Annotated in this window: 13 protein-coding genes and 2 pseudogenes; 7 read left to right on the top strand and 8 right to left on the bottom strand. The window is 43.3% G+C overall.

The window, feature by feature from the left end:
- Positions 1 to 4: 4 nt before the first annotated feature.
- Positions 5 to 1775: pseudogene (pyk, locus tag ANSO36C_RS16160) on the bottom strand (pyruvate kinase).
- Positions 1776 to 2157: 382 nt separating this feature from the next.
- Here pyk and crtR point away from each other — a divergent pair.
- Positions 2158 to 3048 (top strand): annotated as a pseudogene (gene crtR / locus ANSO36C_RS16165) (beta-carotene hydroxylase).
- Between the two features lie 25 nt (positions 3049 to 3073).
- Here the strand turns inward: crtR and ANSO36C_RS16170 are convergent.
- Together ANSO36C_RS16170 and ANSO36C_RS16175 are read right to left on the bottom strand one after the other, a co-directional pair.
- On the bottom strand, positions 3074 to 3400 hold the full coding sequence (locus tag ANSO36C_RS16170; protein WP_251955362.1) for a DUF5615 family PIN-like protein: 327 nt from the start codon (positions 3398 to 3400) through the stop codon (positions 3074 to 3076).
- Complete coding sequence (locus ANSO36C_RS16175; RefSeq protein WP_251955364.1) at positions 3384 to 3608, bottom strand: DUF433 domain-containing protein; 225 nt, start codon at positions 3606 to 3608, stop codon at positions 3384 to 3386. Before ANSO36C_RS16175 ends, ANSO36C_RS16170 begins: the two co-directional genes overlap by 17 nt.
- Before the next feature lie 382 nt (positions 3609 to 3990).
- Between ANSO36C_RS16175 and ANSO36C_RS16180 the strand changes: the two genes are divergently transcribed.
- On the top strand, positions 3991 to 4695 hold the full coding sequence (locus ANSO36C_RS16180; RefSeq protein WP_251955366.1) for a DUF6444 domain-containing protein: 705 nt from the start codon (positions 3991 to 3993) through the stop codon (positions 4693 to 4695).
- Positions 4696 to 4711: 16 nt separating this feature from the next.
- Entirely contained in the window at positions 4712 to 5311 is a 600-nt protein-coding gene (locus ANSO36C_RS16185; protein ID WP_251955367.1) for an IS66 family transposase, read from the top strand.
- Positions 5312 to 5425: 114 nt separating this feature from the next.
- On the opposite strand, the gene aroH is transcribed toward ANSO36C_RS16185, so the two are convergent.
- The 3 genes from aroH to ANSO36C_RS16200 form a co-directional block, all read right to left on the bottom strand.
- Positions 5426 to 5839, bottom strand: a complete 414-nt coding sequence (gene aroH, locus ANSO36C_RS16190) for a chorismate mutase (RefSeq protein ID WP_251955369.1) — start codon at positions 5837 to 5839, stop codon at positions 5426 to 5428.
- A 95-nt stretch (positions 5840 to 5934) separates the two neighbouring features.
- Positions 5935 to 6756 (bottom strand): signal peptide peptidase SppA, encoded by an 822-nt coding sequence (gene sppA / locus ANSO36C_RS16195; protein WP_251955370.1) that lies wholly within the window; start codon positions 6754 to 6756, stop codon positions 5935 to 5937.
- A 543-nt stretch (positions 6757 to 7299) separates the two neighbouring features.
- A complete protein-coding gene (locus tag ANSO36C_RS16200; protein WP_251955371.1) occupies positions 7300 to 7593 on the bottom strand; it encodes a hypothetical protein in 294 nt (97 codons plus the stop codon).
- 430 nt (positions 7594 to 8023) lie between these two features.
- Here ANSO36C_RS16200 and ANSO36C_RS16205 point away from each other — a divergent pair, with 430 nt between their 5' ends.
- The 4 genes from ANSO36C_RS16205 to plsY all read left to right on the top strand — a co-directional run bounded on the left by ANSO36C_RS16205 (position 8024) and on the right by plsY (position 11490).
- The gene (locus ANSO36C_RS16205; protein ID WP_251955372.1) at positions 8024 to 8815 is read left to right on the top strand and encodes an MlaE family lipid ABC transporter permease subunit; all 792 of its coding nucleotides are present in this window, start codon (positions 8024 to 8026) and stop codon (positions 8813 to 8815) included.
- Between the two features lie 98 nt (positions 8816 to 8913).
- Positions 8914 to 9330 carry a DUF3119 family protein gene (locus ANSO36C_RS16210; RefSeq protein ID WP_251955373.1) on the top strand — a complete coding sequence of 139 codons (417 nt, stop codon included), beginning with the start codon at positions 8914 to 8916 and terminating at the stop codon, positions 9328 to 9330.
- Positions 9331 to 9467: 137 nt separating this feature from the next.
- On the top strand, positions 9468 to 10742 hold the full coding sequence (locus ANSO36C_RS16215; RefSeq protein WP_251955374.1) for a DUF3086 domain-containing protein: 1275 nt from the start codon (positions 9468 to 9470) through the stop codon (positions 10740 to 10742).
- 70 nt (positions 10743 to 10812) lie between these two features.
- Positions 10813 to 11490 (top strand): glycerol-3-phosphate 1-O-acyltransferase PlsY, encoded by a 678-nt coding sequence (gene plsY, locus ANSO36C_RS16220; RefSeq protein WP_251955375.1) that lies wholly within the window; start codon positions 10813 to 10815, stop codon positions 11488 to 11490.
- Positions 11491 to 11615: 125 nt separating this feature from the next.
- Here plsY and ANSO36C_RS16225 read toward each other — a convergent pair whose 3' ends face one another.
- A complete protein-coding gene (locus ANSO36C_RS16225) occupies positions 11616 to 11879 on the bottom strand; it encodes a hypothetical protein (protein WP_251955376.1) in 264 nt (87 codons plus the stop codon).
- Positions 11880 to 11942: 63 nt separating this feature from the next.
- Positions 11943 to 12182, bottom strand: coding sequence for a hypothetical protein (locus ANSO36C_RS16230; protein ID WP_190941184.1), 240 nt, complete (start codon positions 12180 to 12182; stop codon positions 11943 to 11945).
- Positions 12183 to 12214: the final 32 nt, after the last annotated feature.

The raw sequence follows: 12214 nt of genomic DNA on the forward strand, positions 1-12214 counted from the left end.
AGCCCTAAGCCGTTCTCACCGCCCCAGAGTAAATTAAACCCCGTTGCAGATCCAGCGTTATAATCGCTCCATCCCGAATCGCCTGCGTTGCCTGCTTCACGCCGACAATCACTGGCACACCGAGACGCAACCCAATTACTGCTGCGTGACTTGTAAGACTTTCTTCTTCCGTAATAATCCCGGCAGCTTTCCGAATTGCCTCTACAAAATCGGCACTAGTGCGGGGTGCAACCAATATGTCTCCATGATTAAAGTTACTCACATCCATACCAGTATTCGCCACCCGTGCGCGACCACTGACTGAACCTTGTCCGAGTCCAATTCCGTGACCTAGTATTGCCGTCACCACCTCTACCTTAATCAAATCTGTGGAGCCAGAAATTCCTTGGAGTGTGCCAGCAGTCATCACTACTAAATCTCCCTCGGACAGTAACTTCAGCTCTTGAGCCACGTTGATTGCAGCTTGAAATGTCTGACCAGTGGAAGGTAAACCTAGTACCAATAGCGGTTTTACTCCCCACACCATTTGTAACTGCCGCGCCACATTCACATGGGGGGTAACTGCCAAAATCGGTGTATGAGGGCGAAACTTAGAGACATTGCGAGCTGTTGCCCCCGTTTGGGTTAGGGTCATGATTGCTGCTGCACCTAGTTGTTCGGCAATTTGACCGACAGCTTGACTAATTGCATTAGGAATGGAGCGCCGGGCATCTCTCACAGAACGTAGATTTAAGTGTTGGGCTTCTTCCTGCTCCATCCGCTCGGCAATTCGTGCCATCGTCGCCACTGCTTCTACAGGGAAGCTACCCACAGCAGTTTCATTGGAGAGCATTACCGCGTCCGTGCCGTCTAAAATCGCATTTGCCACATCGGATACTTCAGCGCGAGTCGGGCGGGGATTGCTCACCATGCTGTCTAACATCTGAGTAGCGGTGATGATGGGAATCCCCAAGCGATTTGCTGTGGAAATTAGCCGTTTTTGGAGTACCGGAACATCTTCTGCGGGCAATTCCACCCCTAAGTCACCTCTGGCAACCATCACCCCATCACACAAAGCTAGAATCGCCTCCATTTGTTCAATGGCTTCGTGCTTTTCAATTTTGGCAACCACTGGCACTTGCTTGCCTGTACTGGAAATTAATTCTTTAATTTCGATCATGTCCTGGGGATTGCGGACAAAGGAAAGTGCTACCCAATCGACACCCTGATCTAGACCAAACATCAAATCCTCTCGGTCTTTGTCGGTCATTGCCTTAATTGACAGGTAAACGCCAGGAAAGTTTACGCCTTTGTTGTTAGAAAGTTTTCCAGGTACGGTGATCCGACAATGTAAATCACCTTTGTCTCGGTTAATTTCCTCGACTACCATTTCTACTCGTCCATCATCGAGAAGAATTTTTGCACCAACCGGGACTTCTTCGGCTAAATAATCGTAGGTGACGCAACTAATTTCCTGAGTGCCGACAATTGGACGATTTGTCAAGGTGAAGCGATCGCCTTTTGCTAAAACTATAGACCCGTTGTCAAACTTCCCCAAGCGAATTTTTGGGCCTTGCAAGTCTTGGAGAATAGCCACTGGCTGATTTAATTCAAAAGCGGTTTTGCCGAATTAAGCGAATACTACGCTGATGGTCGGCATGAGTTCCGTGGGAGAAGTTTAGCCGCAGCGTCGTGGCTCCCGCTTCAATAATCGCCTTGAGCATTTCAGGACTGCTAGTGGCGGGGCCAATAGTAGCGACAATTTTTGTCCGGCGCAGAGAATCTCTTAGTTGCATAGGGGCTGAAGTTAGGGAGCTATCTGGGAAGTCATCGTAACTTAAGTCTCATCTCCTTTTCAGTCACTGCTATATCAATAAGATATAAGCAGTTAGAGAGGGTTTATGGGAGAGTGGGGGCTGTGGGATAGACTAGATATAGTACATCAATCTTGTATCCATCCTCCCCATGAAGGAGTTTATCCCATAAACTTCTTGCCGATTGTCATACCCCACTTATTCACTAAAAACTAGTCCTTGTCTGGAATCATAGCGTTATTCATCTGCTGATATGCAAAGATGTAGATAAATCTTGCTATACAAAACTTTGCAAAAGTTTTTTGTTCCCTAATCTTGATCGTAATATTTGTAATGTTTGCTAAAGAAGGAGTCGATTTTAGAAATGATCACATCGGAGGCACAAAAGCCACTGACAATCCCACCAAAGGAATTTTTAGCGCCTCCTGGTGATTTCAATCCCACGCTAATGCTTTTTTCTGTAGCTGTGGCGATGCTGGTGTTATCTAACTTTGGTTACTGGCTTTTGGGAATGGCCGCATTGGCTGTGCTTTAGCGTTAATACCATTGCCTTACATTGTGCTGGACGGTAATTCATGATGCCTGTCACCAATCCGCCCATCGCAACCGGCTGATGAATGCAATGTTAGGGCATGGTAGTGCATTGATGCTAGCTTTTGCTTTTCCAGTATTTACGCGGGTACATTTACAGCATCATGGACATGTCAATCATCCCGAAGACGACCCAGATCATTATGTCTCTACGGGTGGCCCACTATGGCTGATTGCGGTGCGGTTTTTATATCACGAAGTGTTTTTCTTTCAACGACGACTGTGGCGGAAATATGAGCTATTGGAATGGTTCATCAGCCGCTTAATTGTCGGTGTAATTGTTTATATATCAGTGCAATACCACTTTTTGGGTTACATTCTGAATTTTTGGTTCATACCAGCTTTTGTGGTGGGGATAGCACTGGGATTATTTTTTGACTATTTGCCCCATCGTCCTTTTGCGGAGCGCGATCGCTGGAAAAATGCTCGCGTTTACCCAAACCAAGTTCTCAATATCCTAATTATGGGACAGAATTACCACTTAATTCATCATTTGTGGCCTTCTATTCCTTGGTATAATTATCAACCTGCATACTATGTCATGAAGCCACTCTTAGATGAAAAAGGATGTTATCAAACTTCAGGATTGTTGCAGAAAAAGGACTTTTTTGAGTTTGTTTATGACATTTTTTTAGGAATTCGGTTTCATCATCAAAAAGAATAGATTTGTTGCATACAGCGCGATCGCATCAAAAACCTCCGATTTCAACAACCACACCCGGAGCGATCGTTGCTATGGTGCTGCGAACACTGGGTATCAATGGAAGTAAATCAGGTAAGCGATTACTAGACGCTACGAGAACAACGACCGCAACTCCAGCCTGTTGCAAGTTTTGCTGATATCGTAAGTTTTGGTCTGTTGTGAGGAGAATTGTGAAATTCTCCTTCGCCATTAGTTGCAATAGCTCACCATTCTTTTTTCCTGACCATCCCATCTCCACAACCGTGCGTACCTCATAATCAGTGAGTTCACGCCTTAAGGGTCGTGGAACACACTCATCAAGCAGAATTCGCATAGGCGGTCAGCATTTCCTTTGCTAATTCTAGAACGGCGATCGCTTGCTGACGGCTGACACTGGGAAAGTGATCTAAAAACTCATCCAGTGAGTCACCTGCTTCCAGATAATCGAGCAAGGTTTTTATCGGCACACGAGTACCAACAAAAACAGGGATTCCCCCCAATATATCGGGGTCGCTATGAACAACACGCGATGTGGATGTCATATAGTTAGTTTGTCAGCTACAGACTACCTTCCGATCCTAGCTCTGGTTGTCTCACAAATATCAATATATTCCATTGTTCCTTTGCAGAGCGCGATCATTGCTAGGATACTGCCAACGCTGGGTATCAATGGAAGTAAATCAGGTAGGCGATCGCTCTCCAAACAAAGCCAAATCAGTAATTTCAGTTGGTGATGTATGCAGGCGATCGCAGTAATTAAACTCCCGTTATATTAAAGGCGGAAGCTGCTACAGGCTACGCAAAACACCCAAACGTGAATGCGGAAGTTACTACAGGGAAGATAAACAGAGAAATTTTGTAACTGCCCAGGTAGGAAAGTCAGGGATATTCCCGTGAAGGGAGGAAAGATGGTAATGTTCAAGAATGAGTCCAGAAGAAAAAGATCAAAAAATAGAAAGGCTAGAGCTAGAGGTTAAGGCACTGCTGGAAAGGATAGCAGAGCTAGAGAGAAGTTTGGGACTAGATAGCCAAACAAGTTCAAAACCACCAGCCAGCGACGGACTCAAAAAGTCAAATCAAATACGGACAAAAAGTTTAAGAGAAAAAGGGAAGCGGCCATCAGGGGGGCAGATAGGTCATCCAGGGCAGACATTAAAACAAGTATTAGAGCCAGAGAAAATAGTAGAACATCCAACACCATGCTCATGTCCTGGATGTGGAAGTGATATTGGGGATGTAGGAATCAAAAAAATCATCAAGCGACAAGTATTTGATATACCAGCCCCACGCATCATCGTCACAGAACACAGAGTGGCAGTCAAAGAATGTCCAGAATGTAAAACTCTCCTACAAGGTAGTTTTCCAGAATCTGTCACAGCACCAGTACAGTATGGAGCCAGAATTAGAGCAGTTGCAGCTTATCTAAATCATCAACACTTTATTCCCGAAGACCGATTGAGTGAAGTGCTGCTAGATTTATTTGGTTGCCGAATGACACCAGGGACAATCGCAAAGACAACTTTGACTCTGGCTCAAATCATAGAACCAGTAGTAGCAGAGATGGCCTCTGAGGTAAAAGCAGCAGCAGTTAAACATTTAGACGAGACTTTCTTTGAGGATTGGTGGTAAAACCAATTGGCTGCACGTGGTTGCCACTAAAACACAAACTTGGTATCGAGTTTCTCCTCAACGTAAAGACATAGAAGTATTAGCTGATATCAAGGGTGTAGTAGTCCACGACCATTGGAAACCCTATTATCAACTCCTTGATGTCAATCACGCTTTGTGTAATGCCCATCATCTTCGAGAACTCAAAGCAATAGATGAAATCGAGCAAGAACCTTGGGCTAAATCCATGAACAAGTTGTTGCTTTTAGCTTGCAATTACAAGCATCGTTATCAATCAGGTATTCCCAAAAATGTTGTTGCTCGTCTGACTCAACTGTACGAGCAAATTCTACAACGAGGGCTGAGTTTTCACTCCTCTCAATCACCCCTAATCCGCAAAGGTAATCGTGGGCGGGTGAAACGACGTGTTGGTCATAACTTGTTGTTGCGGCTTCAAAATTTTCAGAGTGATGTTTTACGGTTTCTGACACAACCTGATGTTCCCTTTACCAATAATCAGGCAGAACGTGACTTGCGGATGATGAAATGTAAGCAGAAGATTTCCGGTGGTTTTCGCTCCTTCGAGTTTGCGGTTTCATTCGCTAATATCCGTTATGCATCTTTCCACTGCTTCTAAGCAGGGTCTTAACTTACTGGAAGTTATTACTCAGGCGCTACTTGGTAATGTCTCTGTTTTTCTCGCCTCAATTACTACTAGCTAGGCAGTTACAATATATTTTATTTAAATAATTTACACTTTTGACTTAACTGCTGGCTGTGATGTTTGTAAAGACTGAGGCAAACTCCAGTCAGGACGCAAGCTGGCGGCGTTGCGTAAATAAATATGATGAACCGAGGCGGAGGCTGGCAGATAAGCGTGGATTAAGAATCGAATGCAGCGCTGTAAGCTGCCTTCAACGTGCATTTGCTGTACATCCAACATAGCCACATTATCCCAACCAGGACGCGATCTAGCGATCGCAGCTGGAAAAATAGCATCCAAATCGCGTGTAACGGAGAAAGTCACACTAATCATGTCCGTTGGCTGGAATTGATTTCGGTTTTCCAGTTCATCTAGTAGTTCTGTCACTACCTCTCGCATTGCCTCAACGGTATTTTCTGAAACGGTTGTTGCTCCGCGAATAGCCCGCATTTGCCACTCCACGCCCAAATCCTCCTTAAAATAAAAAAGTTAGGGGTTAGAAGTTAAGAGTGAGAAATTGAAAGTTTTAAATCCTCACTCATAACTCCTAACTTATATTAGGGTCGATATAACCACAACGGTAAACCACTAGTAGAGACTTCAAATTCGAGCCAATCAATTCCAGCCCCAATTCCTGATGAAACTTGACGGCTTCCTGGCAAAAGTCGATTCAATAAAGGTTTACGTTCCTCTAGGGTATAGCAGAGAGTTTTTTCTGGATCAAGACCGACTAGTTCTGCTGTCCAGCGACGGGCATCTTCTTCTGTACCCAGTCGATCTACAACACCCAACTCTAGAGCTTGCTGTCCAGTAAAAATCCGGCCATCGGCGAAACTTTTCACAGCTTCTACTGTTAACGAACGGCCATCAGCTACCGTTTGCACAAACTGCTGATAACTTGTGTCAATCAACTCTTGCAGGATGTTTTCTTCTGGTTGAGTCAGTTGCCGATCGAAAGACAATATGTCTTTGTAAGGGCCAGACTTAATTACCTTGAAGGAAACACCGATTTTATCTAGCAAGCGTTCCAAGTTATTCCCACGTAAAATCACACCAATACTACCCGTAATCGTACCTGGGTTGGCGACGATGTGTTCGGCTCCCATGCCGATGTAGACTCCTCCAGAAGCCGAGATATTGCCAAAGCTAGCGACGATTTTAATTTTTTCGCGCAGACGCTTCAGGGCGCTGTAGATTTCTTGGGAATCTCCGACTGTACCGCCAGGGCTATCGATACGGAGCAATAATGCCGGAAACTTTTTTTCTTCTACAGTTTTCAGGGCTTCTAGGACGCGTTTGCGAGTAGCACCGGCGATCGCACCAGTAATTTCAATCCGCGCAATTTGTTTTCTAAACTTGGGCTTAAACGGCCAAATCATGAGCTGTCAACATACCTCGTAATAAATTCAATATAAGATCCTCAACGGTCAGACGACCTGCTTTGCTCTGTTAAGAAACATGAGCAGGCATGGCGATCGCTAGACTTTTAAGGAAAATTTTATATTTTTGAGTTTTATTTGCTATTCTCGTTTAATCGTAATCAAATCCTTAAAAATTGCAGTCAACACAAAATGCCAAACTCTAGTTTAACCTCCAACGTGATGAGTTCGCACAGAGTATTTTAAACTTTTGCAGAGTTAAAAATTGCCAAACCCTTCTTATTGTAAGCTTTTTGAATTTTTGAGGATTGGTTTAATACAGTTGCACACCTACACTAGCTATCAATAATTAATAACTAATAACTAATAACTAATAAATATTTAATCAATAACTTCGACAGTCAATTTAAGTAATAAAAATTCATTTAGCAACACTAATCTCTATTAAGGTTAAGACCAGTAGTACTTTCACTTTTGGAAATATGGCTTTTTCCGATCTTGTACAATCCATCAGCAACTAAAAGAAGCTATTTATACTACTCATTAGTCTATTCGTAAAATTTGATACCGATAATAAGCATAAGTATCAAACAGTGCGCCAACGAAACTACAGGTCAAGCTAATCACAAATAATCCACGTAGGGGAGTTCCACTGCCAAAGGTGGCGAGAAAATGCATAATTTGAGTAGCGATCGCTTCAGTTAAGTCTTGTAAGCCCGGAAAATGACCCATGAGGGATAGAAGAAGCAATCCGCCGCCAACGAAGAACATGGGAGCGACAAAACTAAAAATGATTGTGAGTAGGAGCGAGCGGAGAAAGTTAGTAAAAATAGTCATTTCAGACAAACTCCGTGAGTAGAGGTGACAAGAGCTAGATAGCGGTTTGTCATTTTCTACAATACGTGCGATCGCTCCTGAACAGACAATCTGTCAATAATCTTAAGTTTTCATTAAAAGAAGCAACTATTAGTTACAGCGTATGCTGGGGAAATAAAAAATTACTTTAATCTATAAAAACCTTGCACAATCAAGGTTATAGCTAAGATTAACATCTATTTATTGTTTTTTAGCACGTTTAAGAACAGCTTAATTTTCTGAGAGCATCTTTAATCTAAGTTAATATTCAGTCTTATTAGGGAAATGGGGAGCAGGGGAGGCGAGGGAAGAAGAATTAATAACCAATCCCCAATCCCCACCCAATTACCCATTCCCCATTCCCCATAACTTCCGCTATTCTTAAGGCAGTTACCGAGTTAGCTACAGAACATTGAACCAGACTACATCCAAATCCAGTTTAGGGGAATGGAGTCAGCGACTGCTGGCGGCGATTTTTTTGGGTGGGCAAGTACTAGTTCACCTATTGAGGGGTAAAATCCATCGGCGCAACACCTTAGAACAAATGGCAGCAGTTGGGCCAGATTCCCTATTCATTGCCCTATTGACGGCTATTTTTGTCGGCGCAGTGTTTACCATTCAAGTGGCGCGGGAATTTATCAACTTTGGCGCAGGAAACATTATCGGCGGAGTGCTTTCTGTGGCGTTGACACGAGAACTCTCTCCTGTGTTGACAGCAGTGATTTTGGCGGGACGAGTCGGTTCTGCTTTTGCAGCAGAAATCGGTACTATGCGGGTATCAGAACAAATCGATGCCATGTTGATGTTAAAAACTGATCCAATCGATTATCTGGTTATTCCCCGCGTGCTTGCTTGCTGTTTAATGCTACCAATTTTAACCCTCTTGTCTTTGATAACAGGGATGTTCGGAGGATTCATAATTGCGACAAATATCTACAACCTGTCTGATACGGTATTTCTAGACTCAGCCCGTAACTTTCTGGGGATATGGGATATTGTTAGTGCCATGATTAAGGCGTGTTGCTTTGGCATTTTAATCGCCGTAATCGGTTGCAGTTGGGGGTTGACGACAACAGGGGGAGCCAAAGGTGTAGGACAGTCAACTACAACTGCTGTTGTGACTGCCTTATTAATTATATTCGTTAGCAATTTCTTTCTTTCTTGGTTAATGTTTCAGGGGACTAGCAGTGCGTTCTTGGGCTAATAACACTGATGAGTTAGGAGCAAAACCGGAGGCACTTCGCCTCTGCTTCAAAATTTAGGAGTGAGGAGTTTTAACTCCTGCCTTCTAAAATAGGATAGATGCCTACTAATAAAGCAGGATTTAAGACTGTGACCACTTCATTTGCTCCTAACTCCACATCAACAGTGGAACTCAAACCTAGTTACAACATACCTATAGTCTTGGTGATTGCCGCTATTCCACTACTGTTGGTACAACCGTGGATAGGCTTAATTTTCACACTGTTTGGTTTGTTTCTCATGTTTCAGGCATTAACACTACGTTTGCAATTTACCGCCACCGACTTAGATATTTACAGAGGCGAAAAATTGCTGCGGCGTTTTCCCTATCAAGAATGGCAAAACTGGCGGATATTCTGGAATAAAGTACCCATTCTGTTTTACTTTAAAGAAATTAAAAGTATTCACTTTTTGCCGATTTTATTTGACCCCAACACCTTGAAAGGTTGCTTAGAACAACGTTGTCCACGTATTTAGTACTGAGTAGCATCAGTGCCAAGTCGTTTTTATCTAAACTCATAACTTAGCACTGATGATTCAGAACTTTTATGGCAAGTAGATTGTAATATTTCTGAAAGCTATTTATTCGCGTCATAGGAATTACACTATTGTTTATGAACTCAGAGGCATCTCAAACCCCAGAACCAATTGATGAGCGGTTGGCAAAAAAACAAGAACAGAACAGTGCAGTTGAACATCCAGCAAATCCATCTGTTGAGTCTGTGGTAGAAATAGGAGCCATTAGCTCATCAGAAGACTACACAACTTTTGAGCCACTCATTTCTAATTCAGAAGTGGTAGATTCTACGGTAGAGCTAACAGAAAATTCAAATGGCGAGTTTGTAGCCCAGTTAGAAGCTGAAAATCTCCCGCTTCAGTCAGAAATAGAATCAGGAGATCATTCATTATATACAGAAGCAGAGCAGCGAGTGGCAGAGTTGCAAAGCGCTCAAGCCGCTCTCAATGAAGAAATAGCCAACCTGCAAGCTTATTACAAAAATCTTCAGGCACAGGTTAGTGAAACTCAAACATCACTGGGACGAATCGTACAAGAGTCACTGGTGCAGTTAGAACAACGCAAACAAACCCTGCAAATTTCTGTAGAACAATTAGAACGCCGTCAAGAACGTATCCGCAACGAAATGCGAACTACTTTTGCTGGTACGTCCCAAGACTTGGCAATTAGGGTGCAGGGTTTTAAAGACTATCTCACAGGTAGCTTACAAGATTTAGCCTCAGCCGCCGAGCAGTTGCAACTGACACCAACTGTAGTAGAACGAGAAAAACCATCTGTAAAAGAGGCTAAACCAGTTGAACCACAATCTGGAATACCCCAATTTGCCCAACAGCAGTTTCAAGACACTACAAAGCAAATTCGCCGCTTAATTGACCAATACCGCAATAAACCAGATTACTACGGCGCACCGTGGCAACTACGCCGTACCTTTGAACCAATCCACGCTGAAAGAGTCTCCAACTGGTTTTTTACCCAAGGGGGACGGGGTGGTTTGCGGACAATGGGTAGCCGCTTGCAGAATATCCTGATTGCCTCAGCTACGATTTCGATATTACACAAGCTGCATGGCGATCGCCTCCGTACTTTAGTCTTAGCTAATACGCCGGAGCGATTAGGTGAATGGCGGCGCGGCTTGCAAGACTGTCTGGGAATAGGTCGCCCAGATTTCGGCCCAGACCGGGGTGTGGTATTATTTGAGGCATCTGATGCTCTGGCTCTGAAGGCAGACCGATTGACAAAAGCCAATCAATTGCCCTTAATTATCATTGATGATTCAGAGGAGCAAATCAGTTTGTCACTGCTGCAATTTCCTTTGTGGTTAGCCTTTGCTCCTGACCCCAAAACAGTGAGAAACTATGATGACGACTTTTAATTAGTCAATAGTCCAGAGTCAAAAGTTATTTCTCTGGACTTTTTTGAATAAGTAAATTTTGAATTTTATTATGGCTATTTGGTTAACTCTGTGCGTGCTAATTGTGGTGATAGCTTACCTGCTGGGTTCTTTTCCCACTGGCTACATTGCTGTGAAGCAGTTAAAGGGTATTGATATTCGGGAAGTTGGTTCAGGTTCCACTGGCGCAACTAATGTACTAAGAACCTTGGGGAAAGGGCCAGGAGCATTGGTTTTAGTACTTGATGCCTTAAAGGGAGTATTAGCGATCGCTCTAGTTTACTGGTTGTTCAATTTTAACCCAATTTCAAATTATATACCTCCAGCGATAGATGCACAACTATGGCAACCGTGGTTAATAACTTTAGCTGGGTTAGCCGCCATCCTCGGACATAGTAAATCAATTTTTTTAGGCTTTACTGGTGGTAAATCTGTTGCTATTAGCTTAGGAATTTTGTTGGCAATGAGTTGGCAGGTAGGTTTAGCAACAGCAGGTATATTTGCCGTCGTTGTGGCGATATCGCGTATTGTCTCTTTGAGTTCAATTACAGGTGCGATCGCAGTTTCCATTTTCATGGTACTTTTGCATCAACCTCTACCCTATATTCTATTTGGGATTGCCGGCGGATTATATGTGATTTTGCGCCATCGTACTAATATTGAACGACTGCTTGCTGGTACTGAGCCAAAAATTGGGCAAAATGTAGCGATACCAGAAGAAACTATATGAAAATTGTTTTTTATAAATAAACGCGAACCAAACTCCCCTCTTTGCGTGCCTAACGTCAGGCTGACACCAACAAAGAGGGGTAAGATTCTTCCAGAATTACTACTATATTGATATTGATTGGTGTTCTAATCTTCCGAATGAAGATTACCTTTAATTAAACGGTGAAAAAGGCGGCAAGGCCACAAAAAAGCTCCACAGATACTTACTGAAGCGATAGCCGCCACAACTCGCCAAATCGAGCTAGGTGGAGTGGCAGAATCTGAACGATGATCTTGTCTACTTTTGGCTAATTCCGGCACTGAATGAGATAGCTGACTGGCTGTACTGACCCCTTCAATCGCTGCTCCAATTAGATAAGCTACCAGGGCAATTACTAGCCAGTAATTCATAATATTCCACTGTTTGAACTCTGAGCGTATGCTTGGCAATGAGAAATCATTTGATTTATCGCGCTAATGATTGCCGCCTTGCCCAAAGGATAATCTACCTTCGGCTGTATCACGAATGAGGGGTAGTTTGGATTTTATATAAGTATTAAGGGTGCTATCTGCCTGCGGATCAATTGCCTGCTTCGCCTTTAACTGTTGGAGAAGGACTTGTACCAAAGCAGCATCGTCAAACTGTAGCAGGGTACTAACCTGTGTAGACTCGATTACAGCCCAAAGCTGTTGCATTATTTTCGCTGTTACCATGAGTCTGTAACCTCTTAAGCTTTTCTTTATAT

This window comes from Nostoc cf. commune SO-36 (assembly GCF_023734775.1).
GTDB classification, from domain to species: Bacteria; Cyanobacteriota; Cyanobacteriia; order Cyanobacteriales; family Nostocaceae; genus Nostoc; species Nostoc commune_A.